This window comes from Euryhalocaulis sp. (assembly GCF_013911995.1).
GTDB classification, from domain to species: Bacteria; Pseudomonadota; Alphaproteobacteria; order Caulobacterales; family Maricaulaceae; genus Euryhalocaulis; species Euryhalocaulis caribicus.
This window is the reverse complement of record NZ_JACESD010000044.1, coordinates 1-25,060: the sequence shown is the minus strand read 5'-3', so window position 1 is coordinate 25,060 and position 25,060 is coordinate 1. Positions and strand designations below refer to the sequence as shown.

Sequence of the window (25,060 nt, the reverse complement as noted above, 5' to 3'; positions counted from 1 at the left end):
GTCATCGGCGGGCGTTGGCACATCGTCGGGCGTGGGAGGCGGCGGCGGGGGATTGGGCGCATCCGGCCCGCAAGCGGCCAGCCAGAACAGGGCGGATACGGCGAGAGGAAAGACGGGTTTCATGGCGCGCTCCACAGTCTTGTGATGGAGCGGAGAAACGCCGCAAGGCGCGCAAGCGTTCCGCCTTCTCAGGCCCGCCCGTCCAGATGCCGCGCCTTGCGCAGCGCCGGAAACAGCTTCGCCCAGATCGCGGCCACCGCCATCGTGCCCGCGCCGCCGGCGACCACCGTGACCTTGGCGCCCAGCCAGGCCGCCACGACGCCGGCGCGGAACTCGCCCAGCTCGTTCGAGGCGCCGATGAAGACCATGTTCACCGCATTCACCCGCCCCCGCAGCCGGTCCGGCGTCCAGAGCTGGATCAGGGTTTCGCGGATATAGACGCTGACCATGTCCGCCGCGCCCATCAGCACCAGCGCCAGAACGGACAGCCAGACGATCGTGGAGGCGCCGAACACCACCGTCATGCCGCCAAACACCGCCACGAACAGGAACATCCACAATCCCGCATGGTCGCGGATGGAGTGGGTGGCCAGCCAGATCGCCACCGCAATCGCCCCGATGCCCGGCCCGGCGCGCAGGAAGCCCAGCCCCGCCGGCCCCACCTCCAGAATATCGCGCGCATAAACCGGCAGCAGCGCCGTCGCCCCGCCCAGCAGCACCGCGAACAGATCCAGACTGATCGCCCCGAACACCACTTTCTCCCGCCAGATATAGCGGAAGCCCGCCACCAGCGTTTCCCAGCCGGGGGGTTCGGCCTCGCTATGCTGGTCCGGTTTGGGGATGGTCAGGGTCAGGACCGCGGCGATCAGCAATAATCCCACCGCCGAGCCATAGGCGGCCAGCGGCGAAATTCCGTACAGCAGACCGCCCGCCACCGGCCCCACGATCGTGGCCAGCTGCCAGGCGGAGGAATTGAGCGCAATGGCGTTGGATAGCAGTTTCGGCGGCACAATATTGGGCAGCAAGGCCTGCGTCGCCGGCCCGAAAAACGCCCGCGCCACGCCGAATGACGCCAGCAGCGCGAACACCATCCAGATGTGCCCGCCGCCCCAGATGGTGAAGGCCAGAAGCCCGCTGGCAAAGATCCCTTCCGCGGTCAGACACACCGCCATGATGCCCCGGCGGGAGAACCGGTCCGCCACCGCGCCCGTGACCAGCACCAGCAACAGGGCGGGCAAGAACTGCGACAGGCCGATCAGGCCCAGGTCCAGCGGGTTGCGCGTGATGTCATAGACCTGCCAGCCGACCGCCACGATCTGGATCTGCGCGGCGAACACCGCCAGCGCCCGCGCCAGCCAGTAGCGCATATACGGTCCGTGCCGGAACGCCGCGAACCCGGCGTGAGACGACGTCTGGCCGTCGTCGGCGTCTTCGGTGGTCACGGTCGATATGTCCTTGGACGGAGGCGGACGGGGAGGGACTCAAGCCATATCCCCGCCCGCCGGCGCGGTCCAGAGTTTGGTCTTGCAATCAGGTTGTATTCGCAGCCCGCCACAGCAAATAGCCGTGGCGGAAACGCATCCTTAATTGTCTCGCGAATAGGGTTTCTTGCAAGAACAGGTGTAATTGAGAAGAACCAAGGATGTCTGACTCAGACTCCCGCACGCTCGTCATACTGAAGGAAAAGGGCTCGACAGCCCGCCTTTTGAACCTGCTGCGCTTTTACATGCGGCCGGAAGGCGCGCCCGAAGGCCCGCCAATCTTCCGCAACCGCCTCTTGCGCCGCGCCATCGTGACCAAGCATTGCGTCGCCGCCAATGACCGCAGTTTTGCCGATGGACGCCGCCACGCCACCAAAATCATCCTGCCGCTGAACGCGGAGGATCTGCGTCTGGGCGGACGCTACTTCCTGCTGGGACAGGATAATTACGCCGAAGTGCGGCGCGAACTGTGGGGCGACGCCCACGAAGACCGCAGCCATGACGAGGAAATTCTCGGCCTGCTGGAGGGCGCGCCTTCGCTGGATCCGTTCCTGCTGCGCGAGGTGTTCCAGCGCAGCCAGGTGCGCATTGATCCGGCCTTTCTGGACCTTTCCGAAAACGACCAGATGGAAATGTTCAATTTCGCGCGCTCCGAACTCTCGGCCCTGGCGGTCGCTCTGTTTGGCGATGCGGCCGCGGATACGGACATGCAGAACAAGCTGGTGCGGAAACTGCTGTTCAATGACGAAACCGGCCAGATCGAACCGCTGCGCCTCGCCCTGAAGCTGGACGAGAACAATTACGCCGAAGGCATGTTCGCTTGGAAAGGCTTCCTCTATTTCAAATGGCGCTATTCCAAACTTGTCGAGGAGGCGCCGGATGTCGCCCGCGGCCTTCAACAGGTTTATGCGACCGGAAATCTGGATCCCGAGGAAAAAAGCGCCATCCGTGAGACGCGGGATAATGTCTCCCGCCGCCTGGCCGAGCTGACCGCGGCGATTCCTCCCTTTCTCTCGGCCTATGACAATGCCTTGTCCCAGCTGACCGAGGGCGGCGACGCCTCGGCCTTCCGCGATTTCCTTCTGGATTCGCCCCGCATCTTCCTGGCGCTCGGCGAGCGCATGGGCGTTCTGGACCACATTATTTCGGTGTGGAGCTTCATGTTCCCGGCCGGCAAGAAGCCGATGATGCCGGGATCCGATCTGATGGAATTGCTGGCGGAGTTCGAAACGCTGCTGACGCGCTTCAAATACGCAACGCCGCGCAGCATACAGCCGGTCGAGGACCCCGCACAGCCACGGGCGGCCACGGGCTAGTTGATGCTGCGCTGATCTCCGGCGGGATTGGCGAGGTCAATCACCATTGTAGTGCGTTCGCGCTCGATCGTGTCCAGCACGCTTTCGCCGTCTTTCTCGCTGAACTCGGCCAGACGCCAGGCCCGGACCGGGTCCTCGCACGCTTCGCGCATGTCGTCCGCCGGTTCAAAAACCAGCAGGCCGCGCTTGGCGATATAGAATGTTTCCTCGCCGAACTGGCGCGTCAGCGCCTGATGGAACGGGTCCCCCTCCGTAATGGGAGTGAGGCCCGTCGCCATCTGGATCCGCCTGACCTGAATCTTGCTGAGCTTCATGGAGTCCTCGTCCCGTTTCATGCGCGGAAGCAGGACTATAACGGCGCCAAAACGCCGCTAAAGCTTCAAGTTCATGTCAGGACGGCGGACGCCGGAAGCCTCAAGCGGCTTCGGCGAGGTCCACCGTCGTCGTGGTCGCCTGCGGCTCGACAACCGCCAGCGCCTGCTGGCCGTCTTTTTCGGTCCACTGGGCGATCTGGATGGCGCGCGCCGGATCGTCGCCGGCGTCTTCGGCGTTGTCGTCCTTTTCAAAGACAAACAGGCCAGCCTCGGCCACGAAGAAGGTGTGGTCGCCGAAATGTTCTTTCAGCTGCGCAGCCACCGGCGCGTCTTCGGGGAACGGCTCCAGACCGATTGCGTCCTTGACCTTGTCCGCCTGGGCATCGGTGAGTTTCATGAGGAATTCCTTTTGAACGTGTATCGTCTTCAAGCTTCGCGAAGACCCCAGACGTGCATATCTGACCCGGCCTGACCACCGCCGCGCCCGAATTTCCTCATATGACGGGCCTTGCGCCTCCTCATTCCGCTTGACGGGGGCGCATGGCTCGGCCATCGACTCGGGACCATGAAACGCATCATTTTTCTGCTTCCGCTCCTCGCCGCCGCGCTGGCCGCCTGCTCGCCCGGCGGCGACGGCAAATCGCCCGTGGTTCTCACCCTGACCGGCCAACTGGCCGAGACCAATCGCGGCGCGGTCAGCCCGCGCGAGGACCTGTTCCTGAACTGGCTGGGCGCGGAGTCCGAACGGGTTTTTGAATTTACCGCCGCCGATCTCGCCGCCCTGCCGCAAACAACGGTCGCGGCCGATTATCCGGCCGGCGGGCCGGAGCATAGTTTTACCGGGCCGCGCCTGTCCGCGGTGCTGGAGGCCGCCGGGGCGCGCGGCGAAATCGTCACCGCCGTGGCGCTGGACGGCTATGGCGCGGACATCCCCCGCGCCCTGATCGACGAATATGACGTGATCCTGGCCACGCACCGCGACGGCGCGCCGCTGAAGCTGGGCGGTTTCGGCCCGGCGCAGGTGGTCTTTCCGCGCGCCGAGGCGCAGGCCCTGCGCGGCATGGACGACTCTCTGTGGGTCTGGGGCGTGGTGTGGATGGAGGCGGGCGACGAATAAGCGCATCCCGCCGCGTTGATGCTTCGCGCGGCCTCCGCTATTCCACGCCGCAACGGTTCAGGATTATTCCCGCGCGCCGCCGCGCCCCATGACGCGCGCCGCGCTCTAATCGACGCATACAAGGAGACATGAAAGATGGCCCGCAAGAAGCTTGCAATGATCGGCGCCGGCATGATCGGCGGCACCCTGGCGCACCTCGCCGGACTGAAGGAACTGGGCGACGTCGTCCTGTTCGACATCGCCGAAGGCATGCCGCAGGGCAAGGCGCTGGACCTGGCCGAATCCGCGCCCGTAGAGGGTTTCGATTCCCGCCTGAAGGGCGCGCAGGATTATGAAGCCATTGCGGGCGCCGATGTCTGCATCGTCACCGCCGGCTCCCCCCGCAAGCCGGGCATGAGCCGCGACGACCTTCTGGAAATCAATCTGAAGGTGATGAAGTCGGTCGGCGAGGGCATCAAGAAGCACGCCCCGAACGCCTTCGTGATCTGCATCACCAACCCACTGGACGCCATGGTCTGGGCGCTGCGCGAATTCTCCGGCCTGCCGGCGGAGAAAGTCGTCGGCATGGCCGGCATGCTGGATTCCGCCCGCTTCCGCCATTTCCTGGCCGAGGAGTTCGAGGTTTCGGTCGAGGACGTCACCGCCTTCGTGATGGGCGGCCACGGCGACACCATGGTGCCGCTGCCGCGCTATTCCACGGTCGCCGGCATCCCGGTGCCGGACCTGATCGAGATGGGCTGGACCACGCAGGACAAGCTCGATGCAATCGTCGACCGCACCCGCAAGGGCGGCGGCGAGATCGTCCAGCTTCTAGGCAATGGCTCGGCCTATTACGCCCCGGCCAGCTCCGCCATCGCCATGGCCGAGGCCTATCTGAAGGACAAGAAGTCCGTCATGCCCTGCGCGGCCAATCTGACCGGCCAGTACGGGCTGAACGACCTCTATGTCGGCGTGCCGATCATCATCGGCGAAGGCGGCGTGGAGAAGATCGTCGAGATCAATCTCAATGACGAGGAAAAAGCCGGCTTCAACCATTCCGTCGACGCGGTGAAAGAACTGGTCGAGGCCTGCAAGAAGATCGACACCAGCCTGGCGTAAGCCTTTCAGGCGCAAGACATTGAAAAGCCCGGCCCTCACGGCCGGGCTTTTTTCTTGTCCGGATCGCTGGCGCGGTCTGTGACTAGTCCTCTGTACGCCCGCCGCCTTCCCGGTCGCGGTCATAGCGGTTCTTGAGCGGAAACGGCGGCAGCCAGGATTCCCGGCGCACGGTCCACAGCTCATAGGTGGGCGTCAGCTGGTCCGGCGCGTCCAGCGATCCAAGATTTACTTCCACCTCGTCATCGCTGCGGCCAAACACGGTCGACCCGCAGCGCGGGCAGAAGCGCCGCCCCTTGTACTCGCCCGTCTCGCCCTCGATGGTCACCGCGTCCCGGTGGAATATCGCGGAGGCGTGAAACAGCGCCCCGTGAAGCTTGCGGCAATCAAGACAGTGGCAAAGCCCGACGCGGTAGGGCCGCCCTGTCGCCACGAACCGCACATCGCCGCACAGGCAGCCGCCGGTGTATCGCTCCATGTTTCATCTCCCTTCAGGTCGATGAGCGGCGAAGCATGTCTAGCCTTCCGGCGAATCCACAAATGTCACCATGGTCTCGCCATCCACGACCAGACCGGCCAGCTCCGCGGCGTCCCAGTTGGTCAGGCGCACGCAGCCATGGGAGAACTCCTTGTCCACCTTGGCCGGATCCGCCGTGCCGTGGATGCCGTAAGTGTCCTTCTCGAGATCGATCCAGGTGCCGCCGACGGGGCCGTTCGGTCCGGCGGGCAGGATCAGGATTTCGTCAGGCCCGGCGTCGAAATTGACCTCCGGATTATAAGTGTAGGTCGGGGCGGGGGCGATGGCCGTGACCTTCATCTCTCCGGACGGCGACGGCGTATCGCTTGATCCGATCGTGGCCGGATATGCCGCCAGAAGCGTCCCGCTGGAATCATAGGCGCGCACCGCGCCCATGGCCTTGTCGGCCTCGATCCGCGCCACCTTGCCGGTTTCCAGATTGGCTCCGGCGTCGGCGACGACAATGGTCTCGCCCGCCGCGAACTCCGCTTCGGGGTTCAGTTCCAGAAGCAGGTCCTCGTCCATGTGGAACCGTTCGGCCAGCGCCTCGCTGACGCGCTCATAGGTCAGGGCGTCCATTTCGGCCATGGCGCGGTAATCGTCCTCCGGCACCTCGTGAAACGGTCCGGCGACCTCTTCTTCGGACAGCGTATACTCCCGCAGAACATCATCCTGCCCGCCTCCGGTCAGCGCCGCCCAGGTCGCCGCGTCCAGCTTTCCGGTGGCCTCCAGCCCTTTGGCTTTCTGGAAACGCTCCACCGCCTTGCTGGTATTCTCGCCGTGGCGTCCGTCGATCACGCCCGGCGACATATGCGCCCGGTCCATCAGAACCTGCGCCTTCAGCACGACGGGAGATATGTCGGCCTCGTCGGCCGCTTCGCCGCCGAACGCCGCCGTGTTCACCGTCTCCATGGCCAGCGCCGTCTCGGTCACGGCCGACGTTGCGCCGCCCTCGCCGGTTTGCGCGGACAGGGCGGGCGCGGCGGCGAGGGTCAGCGTGGTGGCGGCGAGCAGGATGGATCGGGTCATGGAAAAGGCCTTGCGGTTGTGAACTCTCGGCCAAATCAACTCGCAAGCGGCCCAATGGCTCCGCGCTCACTGCACATGACGCGGCCATCACAAGCGCGTCAGCCCCTCTCGCCCCGCCGGGGCGCATGGGCTACCCGCTATGGAACGGACGCCAAGGGAGACTCTCCGCCATGATCAGAATTATTTCCGCTGTTATCGCCATGCTGTTCCTGACCGCCGCGACCGCCTCGGCGCAGGATTTCCCCGAAGACCTCGGCCCGGAAATCGGCGCGCAACTGCCGCACGCCCTGGATCTGGAAGACCAGAGCGGCGCGGTCCGCGATCTTGAGGGACTGTCCGGCGAGAACGGGCTGGTTCTTCTGTTCAACCGTTCGCTGGACTGGTGCCCCTACTGCCAGAACCAGACGATCACGATCAATGAATCGGCCAGCGATATCCGCGCCCGCGGCTATGAAATCGCGGTCGTCACCTATGATCCGGTGGAAACCCTCGCCCTGTTCGCCGAGCGCCGCGATATCGACATCGCGCTGCTGTCGGACCCCGACTCGGCGGCCATCGACGCCTTCGGTCTGCGCAATGAAAATTATGCCGACAATCCGAAGGTCTACGGCGTGCCGCACCCGGTCGTCTTCGTGGTCAGCCCGGACGGCGAGATTCAGGCGAAGCTCTATGAGGAAAGCTACAAGGACCGCCCCGCAATCGAGGCCATTCTGGACGAGATCGACGCGCTGGGATAATCACCGCGGCCCGCTTTTCACTGGAAGGGCCGCCCCGTGACCGACATTTCCGCGATCCGCATCGAGACCCCGCGCCTGATCCTGCGCCCGCCGCAGGAGAACGATTTCGACGCCTGGGCCGATTTCATGGCTGACGAGGAGGCCGCGCGCTTCATCGGCGGCGCGCAGGCGCGCGGCGCGGCCTGGCGCGGCTTCGCCACCATGGCCGGCTCCTGGCTGCTGAAGGGGTTCGGCATGTTCTCCGTCATCGAGAAAGAGACCGGGAACTGGGTCGGCCGCCTCGGCCCCTGGATGCCGGACGGCTGGCCGGGAACGGAAATCGGCTGGGGCCTGTCCCGCGCCGCGCACGGCAGGGGCTACGCCACCGAAGGGTCGGCCGCCGCCATCGACTGGGCGTTCGATACGCTGGGCTGGGACGAGGTCATCCATGTCATCGACCCGGACAACACGCCCTCCATCGTACTGGCCGAACGTCTGGGCTCGTCCCATCGCGGCCCCTGCACGCTGCCTGCGCCGCTAGAGGATTTCCCGGTTCACATCTGGGCCCAGACGCGCGCAGAATGGGCGGAGAACCGCAAGCGGTTCATCACTTAGGGGCAGACGGAACGAAGACCGGAAAGGCGCGCGACCATGATCCTCAGCTGGCTGATTTCCACACTGGCGCTGGCCGTCGGGGCCTATGTCATTCCGGGCGTTCACGCCGAGAACCTGCTGGCGGTTGCAATCACCGCCATCATCCTCGGCCTGGTCAATGCGGTGGTGAAACCGGTCCTGTTCCTGCTGACCCTGCCGATCACCATTGTGACGCTGGGCCTGTTCCTGCTGGTGCTGAACGCGCTGATGATCTGGCTGGCCGCCGCCGTGGTGCCGGGTTTCGCGATTTCCGGCTTCTGGGCGGCCTTTTTCCTGGCCCTGCTGGTCAGCATCATCAACGCCGTTCTGGGCGGCGGAAAGGAAACGCGGGCGAAAGCGGACTAGAGCCAGCCGGCATCGCGTAATTTCGGAAGGTTTGCGCGGCTGACCGGGGCCTCGGCCCCGTCCTTCAGACGCACCGCCGCGCGCCCGCCGGCCTGTTTCGTCACCGCGTCCACCCCGGCCTCCGCCACCCACCAGGACCGGTGTGTCTGCAAGCCGGAAACGCCTTCCAGCTCGGCCATCGCATCGGACAGGCGCATCAGGACCAGCTCCTCCCCCAGATCCGTCTTCACACGCAGATAATGATCCTCGGACGCCACGGCCCACAGCGTCCCGGTCCGCAGCTTCGGTTTCAGCCGCTGCATGAATCGCGCGCCGGACGCCCGGGGCGGGGCGGCCCGCGCAGCCTCTTCCGCCGCCGCCTTGCGGTTCATCAGCACGCCCAGCGCCGTCATCGCCGCCGAGATTACCCAGACCAGGAAATAAAACAGCGGCACGTCCATCCAGCGCACGGCGCCGCCGCTCAGAAGCTGCACTCCGATGACCGTCGCGGTGACGGGGACAGAAACCGCCAGCGAGATCAGCAGCCAGTGCACGGCGGGATGCGTCCCCTCCGGCAGAGCCTTCACCACGCCCCAGGCGATCGTCTCTCCGCTGGCCAGCCCGACCGCGATCAGTCCGCACCAGTAGAGCGCCCGCCCGATCACAGGAATCTGCCCGGTCTCGTAGGGCGCCAGCACCGTCAGCAACCCTCCGGCCGCCAGCACGATCAGGATCCGTGTCAGCCATTGCCTGCGCGTTCCCAGCACGCCGTGCCCCCGTTTCCGTTCACGCTTCGCGAACGGAGCTTAGACGCGCTTGGCGAAACACGCGACCGGGTTCGCGAACTTCGCCTGGCGTGCGCTCCGGCGCCCCGTCATGGCTGATCCGTCCGTGGCCCCGCCGCGCATGAAAACGGAAACTTCTGTCATGAATCTCGACCTCTTCCTCGCCGCGCCGCTGGTGATACAGATCCACGCCCTCGCCGCCTTCGCCGCGCTGGGCAGCGCCGCCTGGATGCTGGCCGCGCCCAAGGGCACTTTCTCTCACCGCACGTTTGGCCGGGCTTTCATCGTGATGATGGCAACGGTCGCGGTCACCGCCATCTTCATCCGGCAAATCAATGACGGCGCGTTCAGCTTCATCCACGTTTTCGTGCCCTTGACGGCCTTCGGTATTTTCGGCGGCTTGCGTGCGATCCGCTTCAAGAAGGACGTGAAAGCCCACCGCAACGCCATGTTCGGACTGGTATTCGGCGCGTTGACGGTTCCCGGCCTGTTCGCCTTCATGCCGGGGCGGTTATTGCATCAGGTCGTTTTCGGCGGATGAGGACTGGATAAATCGCAAATTTCCTGACACCAGAGGCTGATCCGGCGCGCAAATCCCGTTAGAAGGGCGCCCGTTCCATAGGCCCCCTTGCGCGTGAGGCGTAATGCGCCACGTCCGTGACCTGACTTCGCTGATCCTGGCGATGACGCTGCTGCAACTGGCGGCGGGCGTGATGGGCGTGCTGTTGCCGCTCAGTCTCGACAATGCCGGGGCCAGCGAAACCGCGATCGGCCTCACCGCCACCGCCTATGCTGTCGGCTTCCTGGCCGGCGGCATCTATGCCCCCTCCATGATGGCCCGTATGGGCGCGATCCGCGCCTATGCCGCGTTCGCCGCCGCCGCGGCGGCCATCACGCTGGCGCTCTACTGGCGCATCGACGCGTGGAGCTGGGCGGTGCTGCGCGCCCTACTGGGTTTTTGCTTCGTCGGCCTGTTCACCGTGGCCGAGAGCTGGATGTCGGTGGCCACGCCCGCGCACAGCCGCGGATCGGTCCTTGGCGTTTATCACGTGGTCACGAAAGTGGCGCTGCTGGGCGGGCCGTTCCTGATCCTTGGCGTTGCGCCATTATCGGCCGGGCCGTTCATGCTGACGGCCGGAATTGTCGCCATCGCCATGATCCCGCTGTGCTGGACGCGGCAGATCGAACCGGCCCCGCCCACACCCGAACCCTTCCCGCTGACCCGGCTGTGGCGGCTGGCGCCCGGCGCGGTCATCGCCTGTTTCGCCGCCGGGGTGCTGAACGCCGGCCTGATCGCCCTGCTGCCAATCTATGCCGCCGAACTGCCCGGGGAGGCCGTGACCACCGCCGCCGTTCTGCAGGCCGCGGCCTGGATCGGCGGCATCGTGATCCAGTGGCCGGCGGGGCGGATCTCCGACATTATCGACCGCCGCCTGGTCATCGCCGCGCTGGCCGCGATCAGCGCGCTGGGCGTCGGCGTTCTGGCCGCTTTCGGCACGGCCGCCCCGTTCTGGCTGGCCTTTGCCGCGCTCGGCGCCTGGGGCGCGGGCTCGCTCAGCTTCTATGGCGTCGCCGTGGCGCACGCCACCGACCATATCGAGGCAAAGAACATCTCCAAGGCGATTGCCGGCCTGCTGATCGTCTACGGCATCGGCGCGATTGTCGGCCCCTCGTTCTATGGCGGGGCGATGCAGGCCTTCGGCGCGCGCGGCCTGTTCGTTCTGGCCACAGCCGGCGGCGCCCTGCTGGCGGTGACCATGCTGCTGCGGACCCGGATCATCCCGGCGGTCGACCGCGAGGACAAGGAAGAGTTCGCCTTTGCGCCGGGTTCGGGCAGCCCCGCGATCAGCGAGGCGCACCCCGCCGCCGAAACGGCGGAGCAGGCATGACGAATCGCCTTGTTGCCACAAAGGCTCAAGGGTTTATAACCGGAATCGAAATTCTCCCTTCCATAGCGACCTGTTTTTGCGAATGAATATTCACGAACATCAAGCCAAGGCCCTGCTGCGCAGCTTCGGCGCGCCCGTGGCCGAGGGCTTTCCCGCCTACACCGTCGACGAAGCCGTCGGCGCCGCCAAGAAGCTTCCCGGCCCGCTCTATGTGGTGAAATCCCAGATCCACGCCGGCGGCCGCGGCAAGGGCAAGTTCAAGGAACTGCCCGCCGACGCGAAAGGCGGCGTTCGCCTGGCCTTCTCCATCGACGAAGTGGAAAAGCACGCCGGCGAAATGCTCGGCAACACGCTGGTCACCGCCCAGACCGGCGATGACGGAAAACAGGTCAACCGCCTCTATATCGAGGATGGCGCGGACATCTCCCGCGAACTGTATCTGTCCATGCTGATCGACCGGTCGACCTCCAAGGTCGCCTTTGTCGTCTCCACCGAGGGCGGCATGGATATCGAGCAGGTGGCCGAGGAAACCCCGGACAAGATCCTGACCCTGCCCATCGATCCGGATGCCGGCGTGACCAAGGACGACGCCGGGAAGCTGGCCGACGCGCTGAAGCTGGACGGCGAGGCGCGCGGCGACATGCTGAAACTGGCGCCGGTCCTCTATAAGGCGTTCACCGAGAAGGACATGAGCCTTCTGGAGATCAACCCGCTGATCGTCATGGAAAACGGCGCGCTGCGCGTGCTGGACGCCAAGGTCAGCTTCGACGGCAACGCCCTGTTCCGCCATCCCGACATCGCCGAGCTGCGCGACAAGTCCGAAGAGGACGAAAAAGAGATCGAGGCCTCCAAGCACGATCTGGCCTATGTCGCGCTGGACGGAAATATCGGCTGCATGGTGAACGGCGCCGGGCTGGCCATGGCGACCATGGACATCATCAAGCTCTATGGCGCGGAGCCGGCCAACTTCCTGGACGTTGGCGGCGGCGCCAACAAGGAAAAGGTCACGGCGGCCTTCAAGATCATCACCGCCGACCCGAATGTCGAAGGCATTCTGGTCAATATCTTCGGCGGCATCATGAAATGCGACGTCATCGCCGAAGGCGTGATCGCCGCGGTCAAGGATGTCGGGCTGAAGGTTCCGCTGGTCGTGCGCCTTGAGGGCACGAACGTGGAAAAAGGTAAGAAAATCATCGACGAAAGCGGCCTGAACGTGATTTCGGCCAATGATCTGGACGACGCCGCCCAGAAAATCGTCAAAGCGGTTCAGGAGGCGTCCTAATGTCCATCATGGTCGACAAGAACACCAAGGTGATCTGCCAGGGCCTTACCGGCTCCACCGGCACCTTCCACACCGAACAGGCCATTGCCTACGGCACCAAGATGACCGCCGGCGTGACGCCGGGCAAAGGCGGCGAGACGTGGGAATCCTCCCTCGACGGCGCCAAGCTGCCGGTCTTCGACTCCGTCGCCGAAGCGCGTGACAAGGTCGGGGCCGACGCCTCGGTCATCTATGTCCCGCCGAAATTCGCGGCCGCCGCGATTATCGAGGCGATCGATGCGGAAATTCCGCTGATCATCACCATCACGGAAGGGATTCCCGTGCTGGACATGGTCAAGGTTCACGCCCGCCTGCAGAACTCCAAGTCCCGTCTGGTCGGCCCGAACTGCCCGGGCGTCATCACGCCGGACGAGTGCAAGATCGGCATCATGCCGGGTCACATCCACAAGCGCGGCTCGGTGGGCGTTGTCTCCCGCTCCGGCACGCTGACCTATGAGGCCGTGCACCAGACCACGAATGTGGGGCTGGGCCAGTCCTCCTGCGTCGGCATTGGCGGCGATCCGGTGAAAGGCACCGAGTTTATCGACGTGCTGGAGAAATTCCTGGCCGATGACGAGACCGAGTCGATCATCATGATCGGCGAGATCGGCGGCACGGCTGAGGAAGAGGCCGCGGAATTCCTGAAATCCAGCAAGGTGAAGAAGCCGACCGTCGGCTTCATCGCCGGGCGCACCGCCCCGAAGGGCCGCACGATGGGCCATGCCGGCGCCATTGTTTCCGGCGGCAAGGGCGACGCGGACTCCAAGATCGAGGCCATGCAATCCGCCGGAATCACGGTGGCGGATTCGCCCGCGCGCCTCGGCACAACCATGGCTGAGGTTTTGAAAGGCTGAAACCGCCCTATATGGGAAAAGTGAAACCTCATTCACGACCGCAAAGGGTCTAGATTCCAATGGCCGATAAGGGTCGCCAGGCGCTGAACGAAGCGCTGCTAGAGACCGGGTTCCTGGACGGCGCCAACGCCGCCTATATCGAGCGGCTTTACGCCAAATACGCAGACAATCCCGCCAGCGTCGATCCCAGCTGGCGGGATTATTTCGCCTCTCTGGGGGAGCCGGAAGGCGAACCCGGCGGCGCCGCCGAAGGCCCCTACTGGAAACGCCAGGACTGGCCGCCGAAATCCAATGGCGAAATGGTCGCCCTGTTCGACGGCGACTGGGGCGAGGCGAAGACCCGGCTCGAGCAAAAGATCGCCGAGCGCAGCCCGGCCGGCATTTCGGCGGAGGATATCCGCAAGGCGACGCAGGATTCCATCCGCGCCCTGATGATGATCCGCGCCTACCGGATCCGCGGCCACCTGGCCGCCGATCTGGACCCGCTGGGCATCGAGGATTTCGGCCCGCAGCCGGAGCTGGACCCGGAAACCTACGGCTTCGGCCCGCAGGACATGGACCGGGACATCTTCATCGACGACGTGCTGGGGCTGGAAACGGCGACCATCGCGGAAATCGTCGACATCCTGAAGCGCACCTATTGCGGCACGTTCGCCGTGGAGTTCATGCACATCTCCAATCCGGAGGAAAAATCATGGCTTCAGGAGCGCATTGAAGGGCCCGACAAGGAAATCAGCTTCACGGACATGGGCCGTGAGGCGATCCTTAAAAAACTGATCGAGACCGAGAGTTTCGAGCGATTCCTGCACCGCCGCTATCCCGGCACCAAGCGGTTCGGCATCGATGGCGGCGAATCGATCGTCCCGGCGCTGGAACAGGTGATCAAGCGCGGCGGCGCGCTGGGCATTGACGAGATCGTCATCGGCATGCCGCACCGCGGCCGCCTGAACGTGCTGGGCGCGGTGATGGGCAAGCCCTATCACAAGATTTTCCACGAGTTTCAGGGCGGTTCGACCTTCGGCGCCGACGATTACGGCTCCGGCGACGTGAAATACCATCTCGGCTCGTCCTCGGACCGGGAATTTGACGGCAATACGGTGCATCTGTCGCTAACCGCCAACCCCTCCCATCTTGAGGCGGTGAACCCGGTGGTGATCGGCAAGGCGCGCGCCAAGCAGGCGCAGGACCAGATCGAGGATCCGTCCGCGCCGCGCACCAATGTCCTGCCGTTGCTGCTGCACGGCGACGCGGCCTTTGCCGGTCAGGGCGTGGTTGCGGAATGTTTCGGCATGTCGGGCCTGTCCGGCCACCGCACGGGCGGCACCATCCATTTCGTCGTGAACAACCAGATCGGCTTCACGACCTCCCCGCGCTTCTCCCGCTCCTCGCCCTACCCGACGGACGTCGCGAAGATGGTCGAGGCGCCGATTTTCCATGTGAACGGCGACGATCCGGAAGCGGTCGTGTTCGCGGCCAAGGTCGCCACCGAATACCGCCAGCGTTTCGCCAAGGACGTGGTGGTGGACATGTTCTGCTACCGCCGCTTCGGCCATAACGAAGGCGACGACCCGACCTTCACCCAGCCGCACATGTACGACATCATCTCCGAGCACAAGACGGTGCGCGAGACCTATGCCCGCAGCCTGATCGACGACGGTCTGGTGGACGAGGCAGAGGCCGATGGCTGGACCGAGGAATTCGACAAATTCCTGGATGACGAGTTCGAAGCCGGCAAGGACTACCGCACCAATCAGGCGGACTGGCTGGACGGCCGCTGGTCGGGACTGGGCCTGCCCGAGGGCGACGAGCGCCGCGGCGACACCGCCGTGGATCTGGACCGCCTGAAAGCGCTGGGCGAGAAGATCACCACGATTCCGGACGGAATCAATATTCACAAAACCCTGAAACGGGTGATCGGCAACCGCGCCAAAGCCATTGAGGCCGGCGAGGGGCTGGACTGGGCCACCGCCGAGCATCTGGCCTACGCCTCGCTTCTGGACGAGGGCTTCCCTGTGCGCCTGTCGGGGCAGGATTCGGCGCGCGGCACCTTCTCCCAGCGTCACTCGCACGTCATCGATCAGGAGACCGAAGAGGTCTACACCCCGCTCAACAATCTCTCCGACAGTCAGGCGAAATACGAAGTCATCGACTCCATGCTGTCCGAAGAGGCGGTGCTGGGCTTCGAATACGGCTATTCGCTCGCCGCCCCGAACACGCTGGTGGCGTGGGAGGCGCAGTTCGGCGATTTCTGCAACGGCGCGCAGGTCTATTTCGACCAGTTCCTGTCATCCGGCGAGCGCAAATGGCTGCGCATGTCGGGTTTGATCTGCCTGCTGCCGCACGGCTATGAGGGCCAGGGCCCGGAGCACTCCTCCGCCCGGCTGGAGCGCTTTTTGCAGATGTGCGCCGAGGACAACTGGCAGGTCGCCAATTGCTCCACGCCGGCGAACTATTTCCACATCCTGCGGCGCCAGATTCACCGCAATTTCCGCAAGCCGCTGATCCTGATGACGCCCAAGTCGCTGCTGCGCCACAAGCGCGCGACTTCGCGGCTGGAAGAGCTGGCGTCCGGTTCTTCCTTCCACCGCGTCCTGTGGGACGATGCGGAGACCGAGGCCGGCCACACAGAGATCAAGCTGAAGCCCGACGGCGACATCAAGCGCGTCGTCATCTGCTCGGGCAAGGTCTATTACGACCTGCTGGAAGCCCGCGAGAAGCAGGGCATCGACGACATCTACCTGCTGCGCGTCGAGCAATTCTATCCCTTCCCGGCCAAGTCCCTGATGGTGGAGCTGAAACGCTTCCCCGAGGCCGACGTGATCTGGTGCCAGGAAGAACCCAAGAATATGGGCGGCTGGACCTTCATGGAGCCGAACATCGAATGGGTGCTGCGCAAGATCGGCGCGGCCACGATGCGTCCGCGCTATGTCGGCCGCCCCGCTTCCGCCTCCACGGCCACCGGCCTGATGTCCAAACACCAGAAAGAACTGGAAGCCTTCCTCGAAGAGGCTTTGACGCTGTAAGGCAGCGCGCGAAAGGTTTGATGAGAGAACAATGAGCAAGATTGAAGTCCCCCAGCTCGGCGAATCCGTCACTGAGGCCACGGTCGGCAAATGGCTGAAATCCAAAGGCGACGCGGTCAAGAAGGATGAGGCTCTCGTCGAGCTGGAGACCGACAAGGTCGCCGTCGAGGTCTATGCTCAGGCTGACGGCGTGCTCAGCAGCATCGCTGTCGAGGAAGGCGAGACCGTCGAGGTCGGCGCCCTGCTCGGCGAGATCGAGGATGGCGGCGAAGCCTCCGCCGACGATTACGACGCGGACGAGGACGCCGCCCCGGCGGAAGATGATTCCGCTGACGAGGATGAAGACGACAGCGGCGATGACGACGCCGAAGACGATGCGTCCGGCGATGACGACGGCGACGGCGACGGCGAGATCGTCGAGGTCGAGATTCCCCAAATGGGCGAATCCGTTGCGGAAGGCGAGATCGGCGACTGGCTGGTCGGCGTCGGCGACTCCGTGAAGGTCGACGACCCGCTGGTCGAGGTCGAGACCGACAAGGCCGCCGTCGAGGTTCCCTCGCCCGTCGACGGGGTGATCGAGGAACAGGTCGTTTCGTCCGGCGATGCGGTCGAGGTCGGCTCGGTCATCGCCAAGATCCGCAAGGGCGCGTCCGGCGGCGCCAAGAAGGCCAAAAAGGGCAAGGACGACAAGTCCGCCAAGAAGGACAAGAAAGCCGAGAAAAAGCCCGAGGAGAAAAAGGACAGCGGCAAGGCCATGCCCGCCGCCCAGCGCGTCATCTCCGAACACGGCCTGGACCCGTCCAAGATCGAGGGCACGGGCAAGGGCGGCCGCATCACCAAGTCGGACGCCATGGCCGCCATCGAATCCGCCGATGCGCAACGCAGCGAGGAAAAGGCCGAAAAGGCGAAAGCCAAGCCCGCCCCGCGCGACCTGAAGGACCGCGAGGAGCGCGTTCCCATGACGCGCCTGCGCCGCACCATCGCCAAGCGCCTGAAGGCCGCGCAGGACAACGCCGCCATGCTGACCACGTTCAACGACGTGGACATGAGCGCGGTGATGAACATGCGCAGCCAGTACAAGGACCTGTTCGAGAAGAAGCACGGCGTGCGGCTGGGCTTCATGAGCGTCTTCATCAAGGCCTGCGTCCACGCCCTGAAGGAGATCCCGGCCGTCAACGCCGAGATCGACGGCGACGACATCATCTACAAGAACTATTACGACCTCGGCGTCGCCGTCGGCACGCCCACGGGCCTGGTGGTTCCGGTTGTGCGCGATTGCGACTCCAAGTCGATGGCGGAGATCGAGAAGACTATCAATGATCTGGGCGCCCGCGCCCGGGATAACGAGCTGAAGCTGGACGAGCTTCAGGGCGGCACCTTCACCCTGTCCAATGGCGGGGTCTATGGCTCGCTGCTCTCCACGCCCATCCTCAACCCGCCGCAATCGGGCATTCTGGGCATGCACCGCATCGACCAGCGCCCGGTCGCCATGGACGGCAAGGTGGAAATCCGCCCGATGATGTATCTGGCGCTCAGCTATGATCACCGCATCGTCGACGGCAAGGAAGCGGTGACCTTCCTGGTCCGGGTCAAGGAACAGCTGGAAGATCCCGAACGCCTCCTGCTGGACCTCTAGGGGCTCACGCACTTGATGATCCTGTGGCAAGCCATCGTCGCGCTCTGCGGCGTCTGGCTTGTCGCGGTCGCCGGCCTGATGGCGTTCCGGCCCGAGCGGGCGCGGGACTATCTCGCCGCCGCCGGCTCCACCGATTTCATCAATATCGCCGAACACGCCCTGCGCATGCTGGCGGGCGTTTCCTTCTACCTGGCCGCCCCCGTTTCGCGTTTCCCGCTGGGGTTCGAGGTTTTCGGCGCCTTTGTGGTCGCCACCTCGGCCATCATCCTGATGATCCCGCGCCGCTGGCATCACGGCTACGCCCTGTTCTGGGCGAAGCGCCTGTCACTCCGGACAATCCGCCTCCTGGCGCCGCTCTCCGCCGCCGCGGGCCTGTTCGTGCTCTACGCGATTATTTGAAATTAAGGAAAAATTCTGCAGCGACTCAGTTAGAATATAGATCTAAAAGACAAACTATTTGTCACTGTCTTATAAGCGCTTATTCTCGTCACAGGGGAGGACCAGCATGATCTATCCACATCGCGTTGTTGTCAGCGTACTGTGTGCAGCCATCGGAAGCGCACTCTTATTATCAGCCTGTTCGTCAACACAATCTATGGCGAATTTGTCTGAAACTGGTGCCGGAATCATGTTCCCAGTTGATGAGCAAACTGCTGACCAGATTTTGGCGTCCGCGATGTCGAGGCAATTCTCTGGCAGCCCTATTTCCCGAGTTACTCTTCCAAACCCCGGCTACCAGACAACTATTAGGTTTCTACTAGATAGTCACACGGTAGTTGCTTACATGATACCGGTCAGTAGCCTGAGCACAGAGGGCGAGATGATTGAAGGGTTTTATTTCGAAGTTTCAAACTCTGGCACCATGCCTATTTCTGGCGGGAACAATGCTGATCAGCTTTATGATCTGATTATCGAGTATGCGGAACGTGAAGCTGATCCCCTGCCGATCACTCGCTGAGAAATTCAGACTCAAGATTTTCCAAAAAGTAATCCCGTAACCGGGCCGTCATGTTTATAATCTCCTCCAATCGGACACGATTGGGGAGGAAACAACATGTCCAATACTGATGGTAACAATGCCGGCGGCGGCAACGCGCCGGAGGCTCAAAGCTCTGACGCCACGGCTTCCGCGCCCAAACCCGCGCCGGAACAGCCCGCGCCGCAGGCCGCGCCCGCCGAACCGGACGCCGGAGGCGTGAAAACGCCCTGGCATCTCTGGGTGATCGGCATCGTCACGCTGCTCTGGAACGCCATCGGGGCGTTCGATTTCACCGCCACCCAGATGCGGCTGGATTCCTATATGAGCCAGTTCACCCAGGAACAGCTGGATTATTTCTACAGCTTCCCGGCCTGGACCATTATCTCCTGGGGCGTGGCCGTCTGGGCGGCGCTGCTGGGCTCGCTGGCCCTGCTGCTTCGTATGGGCTGGGCGGTCCAGCTGTTTGGCCTGTCCATCCTCGGCATCATCGTCACGGCCATCTACACGATCGGCATTTCGCCGATGGCGATGAATACCGGCCAGTGGATCTTCACCGTGCTGATCTGGGCCGTCGCCATCTTCCTGTTCTTCTACGCCCGCGCCATGAAGGCGAACGGCGTTCTGAAGTAACCGGGATTACAATCGCCTGAAGAAAGCCCGGTTCGCCAAGCGGACCGGGCTTTTTCTCTGCTCAACCGAACTTGCGGCCCAGCCAGTCGGTCATCAGGGCGTTCAGGCGGTCCGGCGCTTCCCACATCGTCCAGTGGCCGACGCCCTCCAGCACATGCAGTTCCAGATCCTCGATCCGCTCGTCCATGCCCTCGGTCAGCAGGGGCGGCAGGAACCAGTCGCGGTCGGCGGCCACCATCAGGCAGGGCGTTTCCTTGATGTCGTGATTATAGCCGCGCATCAGCCGCCAGTTGGCGCTCATGTTGCGGTAATAATTGATGCCGCCGCCAAAGCCGGACTTGCGGTAAGCCTCGGCATAGACGTGCCGGTCCTCCGGCCCGATCACGATGTCGTCCTCGACCCGGCCAGTGAACTCCCGGAACCGGTTGAACAAATGGGTCACTTCCGCCGGGGGCAGGCCGTCGATGGACTGTTTGGGCGGGGCGCCGAACACGAATTCGAAGAAGCGGTCCTCCTGCCCCTTGAAGCGCGCCTCCACGCCAGGCTCCTGAAAGCGGACGATATAGTGATCGTCGCCATAGACCTGCCGCAGCAGTTCCACCTGGTCGATCTCGGTCGGCGGGATTTGCGGCGTATTCACGCCGAGCACGCCCGCCACCCGCTCCGGCGCCAGCAGCGCGGCGGGCCAGACGATCAGCCCGCCCCAGTCATGCCCGCACCACGCCGCCTGATCCAGATCCAGCGCATCCAGAAGCCCGGTCATGTCCGCGACCAGCGTTTCCATGCCATAGGCTTCCACGTCCCGCGGCGCGTCGGAGCCGCCAAACCCGCGCATGTTCGGCGCAATCGCGCGGAATCCGGCCGCCGCCAGCGCCGGCATCACCTTCTTCCAGCTATAGGCCAGCTCCGGCCAGCCATGCAGCAGCAAGACGGGGAATCCGTCCTCCGGCCCCGCCTCATGCACCTGCAGGGTGACGCCATTGGTCTCGATCGGTCTGGGTTCGGGAAAGGTCATGCCGGCCAGATTGACCGCCCGCCGCGGCGCGTTCAATCGCAAATCGGTGAATCTTTCGATTTGACGCGTCCGATCGCGGCCTAGTTCACTAGGCGTCATGGATAGTTTTCGCGCGCGTCTCTGGGAAATCATCGACCCCGAAGAAGGGGAGATGAGCTGGTTCAACTGGCTGATCGTGATCCTGATCTTCGCCAGCCTCGTCATGCTGGCGCTGGAGACCGAAACCAGCCTGCGTGACGGCTTTCGCGGACTGCTGCTCAGCGTCAATTTCCTGATCCTGCTGGTTTTCGCAGGGGAGTTCGCGCTGCGGCTCTGGGCGGCGGGCGTGGATGAGCGATGGCGCGGCGTGAAGGGGCATATCGACTATGTCGCCCGGCCGCACGTCATCGCCGATTTCCTGGCCTTCGGGCCGGAACTTTCCGTCATCCTGTTCTTCCCGAATCTGGCCGAACAGCTGATGTTCCTGCGCGCGCTGCGCCTGTTGCGTCTGCTGCGGCTGGCCAGCTTCTTCCCGGTCTTCCGCCGCATCGGCCGCGCGCTGGCGGACGCCGCGCCGCAGCTGGGCGCGGCGGCGATGATCGCCTTCGGGGCGATCTTCATTTCCGCCTGCATCCTTTATTTCGCGGAATCGAAAATCCAGCCGGAAGCCTTTGGCTCCATTCCGCGCGCCCTCTGGTGGGCGGTCGCGACCCTGACCACGGTGGGCTATGGCGACGTCTATCCCGTCACCCTGTTCGGACGCGTGGCCGCGGGCATGGCGGCGGTCACCGGCGTCGGGCTGGTCGCCCTGCCGGCCGGCATACTCGCCACCACGTTCGACCGCGAATTCTCGCGTCCGCCGCCGGATTCACCGGACCCTGACCATGACGAGGATGAGGACGAAGCGTCAGCCGCGCCCTAGAACGGATTGATGCGCTTTTCGGGCGAAATCACCAGATAGCCGACATTGGCGCCCAGACGCAGCCCGGCGCCGGAGCGGATCGGGGCCAGCGTCACGCCGTCGGCGGACATGTATTTCACGCTCATCCCGCCAACCAGATAGGCCGAGCCCTCAACGCCCGGATAGCGGCGATAGATATAGTTCGGGTCCGGCGGCAGATTATAGACAAGGATGAAGACACGGCTGGCGTCGCCGCCGAGGTCAAAGCCCAGGGACGGCCCCTGCCAGTAGACTTCCTGCGCGCCGCCGGTTTTCAGCGTCAGATAGCCCTGGCCATAGCGCAGGCCCACGCCAATGGCGCCGGAGGCCTCCTGCCCGGCGATATAGCCGACCGGGCGGCCCTGATCGGCAAAGATGCGCTCCACGGTCGTGGCCGCGGCCTCGCTGGTCACGCCGAAGAAATCGGCCACCGCCTCGGCGGTTTCGGCCTGGTCGAACGTGTCGACTTCCTCGGAATAGACACCGTCGGTCGCCAGCGGCTGTGGATTGGCGGGCGGCGGGCTTGAGGCGCAGGCCGCCATGAACAGGGCGGAAAGCATGGCGGCGGCGGTAATGGCGGAGCGCATGGGGCGGGTCTCCCTTGGTTTGCGGAACAGACGCAGATTCGCGCCAGAGTAAGACCCCGCAATTAAGGCGAGAAGCAGGCGTTTCGTTCCATCTACAGGATGAAGTCCGCCGCCGAAGGCGGCGCGCCCCGCACCAGCACCTCGAAATCGGCCGCGCCGTCGCCGTCGACATCGCCGCGCAGCATCGCCGAATTGCCCGAGGCGCTGACGTCCACGCGCAATTGCCCCGCTGCGCCGGAAAAGTCGGCGACAATGGAAAACGCCTGATCGCCCGCCGCGCCCGCATCCGCATCAATGCCCGAAAGATCGATCATATCGCCTTCGGCCGCGTTGAAATCGGCGAACACGTCGCGCAGATCCGCGCCCTGCCCGCTATCGGCGGCGGCCGACAGGACAAACCGGTCCGCGCCCTCGCCGCCGATCAAGCGATCCGCGCCGCTGCCGCCGTCCAGCAGATCCTCGTCTTCATCGCCGACCAGCCGGTCCGCCCCGGCGCCGCCGAACAGGGCGTCCCGCCCCTGTTCCCCGCGCATATTGTCATCGCCCGCTTCGCCATACATCCGGTCATGGCCCAGCTGGCCGCGGATAAAATCGGCGCCCGCCCCGCCGAACAGCGCGTCATTGCTGCCCCCGCCCAGCACTTCATCGTCGCCGTCATCGCCATAGAGGGCGTCGCCGCCCGATCCGCCGGCGAGGCGGTCTCCGCCCGGTCCCCCTGACAGCATGTCCGCCCCGCGGTCGCCGAACAGGCGGTCGGAATCATCCCCGCCGAAAAGCGCGTCATTATCCGACCCCCCGCGCAGATAATCGCGCCCCGCGCCGCCGGTCAGCGTGTCATCGCCATCCAGCCCGGCCAGCCTGTCGCGCCCGTCCCCGCCGTCCAGCCCGTTATCGCCCTGATTGCCGTCGATCCGGTCATTGCCCGCCCCGCCGATCACGTTCTCGATCAGGGAGCGTTCGTCGCCCTGATAGAGATAGGCGTTGGCGACATTGGCGAACGCCCGGTGCCCGGTCTGGTCCATGACCGCCAGCTGGTCCGGGTCAAAGACCGACCACGCTCCCGGCGCCAGATCCACCAGCACCCGGCCCGTATAGGCCGACAGGTCATAGGTATCGACGCCGTTCCCGTCCCAGATCGTGCGCAGGATCGTGTTGGTAACCGGAACGCCCTGTCCCTCGCCTTTAATGAACATCTCCCCGGTCTCGGGCGAGAAGACATAGGTCGTGTCCCCGGCATGGGACTCGAAATTCGCGCCATAGAGGTGCTGCAGCGCCTGGATGTCCAGCAGCATGAAGGATTGCGGCTGCCCGCCCTCCGGCGGATTGCCGTTGCCCCGATTGGTGTTCGGATTGAAACTCTGCCCCGCATAGGCCTTGTAGGACATCACCGTGTAGTCCAGCCCGTCATGGGATAGCGGGATCACGCTGCCCGTCCCGCTCTCGTCATGCGGGTGGCTGAGGCCCAGCGCGTGCCCGATCTCGTGCATCAGCACGCGCAGCCCCGCCCCGCCGACCGAGGCGGCGAACGGAGCCTCGAACAGCGCCCTCTGCGACACCCAGACATCGCCGGACGCCTCGCTCGCCCCCGGCGTATAGGCCCAGGCGGTAAATCCGGCGTCATTGATCGCGCTGGTCTGGCCAAAGCGCAGCGTGCCCTGCTGGCCCGGCCCGTCCGGAACTTCCACGAAGTCCAGCGGAACCAGCTCCGAGACCAGCTGCAGCACGTATTCCGTCATTGCCTGCTTGTCGGCGTCGAACGGGATGAAGCCCGTATAGGGCTCGTCATGGGGGTCGCTGGTGTCGCCATATTCGCCCGACTGGCCGTAATAGCCCGGCTGGGTCGGAAACTGGTATGTGATCACCGCCTCGCCCCACACGGCATCGTCGAACACCAGCCCGTCGATCAGCGGGTCTCCGGTCAGGGGCACAGTCTTCAACAGGGCCATAGGCGCTCCTTGCAGGCTCAGGCGGCGGGCGGCCCGGGCAGTTTACGCCATCGCCGCGGCGCCCTCATGTGGACAATCCATTAAATCGGCGAACGGTCGCCGGCCTGCGACGAACGGCGATTGCTGGCGACACCGCTTTGCTCTTGGCCGCTGGATCGCTATATGCGCACGCCATGAGCACCGCCCCCGAAAAGATCCGCAACTTCTCCATCGTGGCCCATATCGACCACGGCAAGTCGACGCTGGCCGATCGCCTGATCCAGGTGACCGGCGGCCTGACCGACCGCGAGATGAAGGAGCAGGTGCTCGACAATATGGAGCTGGAGCGCGAGCGCGGCATCACCATCAAGGCCCAGACGGTCCGCCTCGACTATACCGCGCAGGACGGCGAGCATTATGTCCTCAACCTCATCGACACGCCCGGCCATGTCGACTTCGCCTATGAGGTCAACCGCTCCCTCTATGCCTGCGAGGGCGCGCTGCTGGTCGTCGACGCCAGCCAGGGCGTCGAGGCGCAGACGCTGGCCAATGTCTATCAGGCCATCGACGTGGACTTGGAAATCGTCCCGGTCCTCAACAAGATCGACCTGCCCGCCGCCGACCCCGACCGCGTCAAGGAACAGATCGAGGACGTGATCGGAATCGACGCCTCGGAGGCCGTGCCGATCTCCGCCAAGACCGGCATGGGGATCGAGGACGTGCTGGAGGCGGTGGTCAAGCGCCTGCCCCCGCCCAAATCCGGCGATCCCGAAGCCCCGCTCAAGGCCATGCTGGTCGATAGCTGGTACGACGCCTATCTCGGCGTCATCTGTCTGGTCCGGGTGATCGAGGGCACGCTCAAGAAGGGCATGCGCGTGCGCATGATGGGCACGGGCGGGGTCTATAACGTGGACGATGTCGGCGTCTTCAAGCC

Annotated in this window: 26 protein-coding genes; 17 read left to right on the top strand and 9 right to left on the bottom strand. The window is 64.5% G+C overall.

Annotation, left to right across the window (positions count from 1 at the left end; genetic code table 11):
- Positions 1-188: 188 nt before the first annotated feature.
- On the bottom strand, positions 189-1,442 hold the full coding sequence (locus tag H2040_RS11340; protein WP_287157488.1) for an MFS transporter: 1,254 nt from the start codon (positions 1,440-1,442) through the stop codon (positions 189-191).
- A 200-nt stretch (positions 1,443-1,642) separates the two neighbouring features.
- Between H2040_RS11340 and H2040_RS11335 the strand changes: the two genes are divergently transcribed.
- The gene (locus H2040_RS11335; protein ID WP_287157487.1) at positions 1,643-2,797 is read left to right on the top strand and encodes a hypothetical protein; all 1,155 of its coding nucleotides are present in this window, start codon (positions 1,643-1,645) and stop codon (positions 2,795-2,797) included.
- On the opposite strand, the gene H2040_RS11330 is transcribed toward H2040_RS11335, so the two are convergent.
- Both H2040_RS11330 and H2040_RS11325 read right to left on the bottom strand, forming a co-directional pair.
- A complete protein-coding gene (locus H2040_RS11330; protein WP_287157486.1) occupies positions 2,794-3,111 on the bottom strand; it encodes a hypothetical protein in 318 nt (105 codons plus the stop codon). The genes H2040_RS11335 and H2040_RS11330 overlap by 4 nt on opposite strands.
- 100 nt (positions 3,112-3,211) lie before the next feature.
- Complete coding sequence (locus H2040_RS11325; RefSeq protein ID WP_287157485.1) at positions 3,212-3,508, bottom strand: hypothetical protein; 297 nt, start codon at positions 3,506-3,508, stop codon at positions 3,212-3,214.
- 168 nt (positions 3,509-3,676) lie between these two features.
- Between H2040_RS11325 and H2040_RS11320 the strand changes: the two genes are divergently transcribed.
- Both H2040_RS11320 and mdh read left to right on the top strand, forming a co-directional pair.
- Positions 3,677-4,228 (top strand): putative pterin-binding protein, encoded by a 552-nt coding sequence (locus H2040_RS11320; RefSeq protein WP_022699095.1) that lies wholly within the window; start codon positions 3,677-3,679, stop codon positions 4,226-4,228.
- Between the two features lie 135 nt (positions 4,229-4,363).
- Positions 4,364-5,326: a malate dehydrogenase gene (gene mdh / locus H2040_RS11315; RefSeq protein WP_022699096.1), complete on the top strand. Its 963-nt coding sequence runs from the start codon at positions 4,364-4,366 to the stop codon at positions 5,324-5,326.
- 82 nt (positions 5,327-5,408) lie between these two features.
- On the opposite strand, the gene H2040_RS11310 is transcribed toward mdh, so the two are convergent.
- A complete protein-coding gene (locus H2040_RS11310) occupies positions 5,409-5,801 on the bottom strand; it encodes a GFA family protein (protein WP_287157484.1) in 393 nt (130 codons plus the stop codon).
- Between the two features lie 39 nt (positions 5,802-5,840).
- Positions 5,841-6,869, bottom strand: a complete 1,029-nt coding sequence (locus H2040_RS11305) for a L,D-transpeptidase family protein (RefSeq protein WP_287157483.1) — start codon at positions 6,867-6,869, stop codon at positions 5,841-5,843.
- A gap of 170 nt (positions 6,870-7,039) precedes the next feature.
- On the opposite strand from H2040_RS11305, the gene H2040_RS11300 reads away from it, so the two are divergent.
- From H2040_RS11300 to H2040_RS11290, 3 genes are read left to right on the top strand one after another with little or no spacing between them, the layout of a single operon-like run.
- Entirely contained in the window at positions 7,040-7,606 is a 567-nt protein-coding gene (locus tag H2040_RS11300; RefSeq protein ID WP_287157482.1) for a peroxiredoxin family protein, read from the top strand.
- Positions 7,607-7,642: 36 nt separating this feature from the next.
- The gene (locus tag H2040_RS11295; RefSeq protein WP_287157481.1) at positions 7,643-8,200 is read left to right on the top strand and encodes a GNAT family N-acetyltransferase; all 558 of its coding nucleotides are present in this window, start codon (positions 7,643-7,645) and stop codon (positions 8,198-8,200) included.
- A 36-nt stretch (positions 8,201-8,236) separates the two neighbouring features.
- The gene (locus H2040_RS11290) at positions 8,237-8,584 is read left to right on the top strand and encodes a phage holin family protein (RefSeq protein WP_022699101.1); all 348 of its coding nucleotides are present in this window, start codon (positions 8,237-8,239) and stop codon (positions 8,582-8,584) included.
- On the opposite strand, the gene H2040_RS11285 is transcribed toward H2040_RS11290, so the two are convergent.
- On the bottom strand, positions 8,581-9,330 hold the full coding sequence (locus tag H2040_RS11285; RefSeq protein WP_287157480.1) for a LytTR family DNA-binding domain-containing protein: 750 nt from the start codon (positions 9,328-9,330) through the stop codon (positions 8,581-8,583). The genes H2040_RS11290 and H2040_RS11285 overlap by 4 nt on opposite strands.
- A gap of 160 nt (positions 9,331-9,490) precedes the next feature.
- Between H2040_RS11285 and H2040_RS11280 the strand changes: the two genes are divergently transcribed.
- From H2040_RS11280 to H2040_RS11240, 9 genes are all read left to right on the top strand, one after another.
- Complete coding sequence (locus H2040_RS11280) at positions 9,491-9,889, top strand: DUF2306 domain-containing protein (protein ID WP_287157478.1); 399 nt, start codon at positions 9,491-9,493, stop codon at positions 9,887-9,889.
- Positions 9,890-9,992: 103 nt separating this feature from the next.
- On the top strand, positions 9,993-11,237 hold the full coding sequence (locus H2040_RS11275) for an MFS transporter (protein WP_287157477.1): 1,245 nt from the start codon (positions 9,993-9,995) through the stop codon (positions 11,235-11,237).
- A gap of 82 nt (positions 11,238-11,319) precedes the next feature.
- Positions 11,320-12,519, top strand: a complete 1,200-nt coding sequence (gene sucC, locus H2040_RS11270) for an ADP-forming succinate--CoA ligase subunit beta (RefSeq protein WP_287157476.1) — start codon at positions 11,320-11,322, stop codon at positions 12,517-12,519.
- Complete coding sequence (gene sucD / locus H2040_RS11265; RefSeq protein ID WP_022699107.1) at positions 12,519-13,412, top strand: succinate--CoA ligase subunit alpha; 894 nt, start codon at positions 12,519-12,521, stop codon at positions 13,410-13,412. Before sucC ends, sucD begins: the two co-directional genes overlap by 1 nt.
- Before the next feature lie 59 nt (positions 13,413-13,471).
- Positions 13,472-16,435 (top strand): 2-oxoglutarate dehydrogenase E1 component, encoded by a 2,964-nt coding sequence (locus H2040_RS11260; protein ID WP_287157475.1) that lies wholly within the window; start codon positions 13,472-13,474, stop codon positions 16,433-16,435.
- A gap of 31 nt (positions 16,436-16,466) precedes the next feature.
- The gene (gene odhB, locus H2040_RS11255; protein ID WP_287157474.1) at positions 16,467-18,071 is read left to right on the top strand and encodes a 2-oxoglutarate dehydrogenase complex dihydrolipoyllysine-residue succinyltransferase; all 1,605 of its coding nucleotides are present in this window, start codon (positions 16,467-16,469) and stop codon (positions 18,069-18,071) included.
- 15 nt (positions 18,072-18,086) lie between these two features.
- Positions 18,087-18,470 carry a hypothetical protein gene (locus H2040_RS11250; RefSeq protein WP_287157473.1) on the top strand — a complete coding sequence of 128 codons (384 nt, stop codon included), beginning with the start codon at positions 18,087-18,089 and terminating at the stop codon, positions 18,468-18,470.
- 106 nt (positions 18,471-18,576) lie between these two features.
- The gene (locus H2040_RS11245; protein ID WP_287157472.1) at positions 18,577-19,029 is read left to right on the top strand and encodes a hypothetical protein; all 453 of its coding nucleotides are present in this window, start codon (positions 18,577-18,579) and stop codon (positions 19,027-19,029) included.
- A 96-nt stretch (positions 19,030-19,125) separates the two neighbouring features.
- Entirely contained in the window at positions 19,126-19,680 is a 555-nt protein-coding gene (locus H2040_RS11240) for a hypothetical protein (protein ID WP_022699111.1), read from the top strand.
- Positions 19,681-19,741: 61 nt separating this feature from the next.
- Here the strand turns inward: H2040_RS11240 and H2040_RS11235 are convergent, their stop codons facing one another.
- Complete coding sequence (locus H2040_RS11235) at positions 19,742-20,731, bottom strand: alpha/beta fold hydrolase (RefSeq protein ID WP_287157471.1); 990 nt, start codon at positions 20,729-20,731, stop codon at positions 19,742-19,744.
- A gap of 61 nt (positions 20,732-20,792) precedes the next feature.
- Between H2040_RS11235 and H2040_RS11230 the strand changes: the two genes are divergently transcribed.
- Entirely contained in the window at positions 20,793-21,596 is an 804-nt protein-coding gene (locus tag H2040_RS11230; protein WP_022699113.1) for an ion transporter, read from the top strand.
- Here H2040_RS11230 and H2040_RS11225 read toward each other — a convergent pair.
- Positions 21,593-22,201, bottom strand: a complete 609-nt coding sequence (locus H2040_RS11225; RefSeq protein ID WP_287157470.1) for a DUF1134 domain-containing protein — start codon at positions 22,199-22,201, stop codon at positions 21,593-21,595. The genes H2040_RS11230 and H2040_RS11225 overlap by 4 nt on opposite strands.
- A gap of 92 nt (positions 22,202-22,293) precedes the next feature.
- Positions 22,294-24,147 carry a M10 family metallopeptidase gene (locus H2040_RS11220; protein ID WP_287157469.1) on the bottom strand — a complete coding sequence of 618 codons (1,854 nt, stop codon included), beginning with the start codon at positions 24,145-24,147 and terminating at the stop codon, positions 22,294-22,296.
- A gap of 173 nt (positions 24,148-24,320) precedes the next feature.
- On the opposite strand from H2040_RS11220, the gene H2040_RS11215 reads away from it, so the two are divergent.
- On the top strand, positions 24,321-25,060 hold a 740-nt coding region (locus tag H2040_RS11215; protein WP_287157468.1), incomplete at its 3' end, for a GTP-binding protein.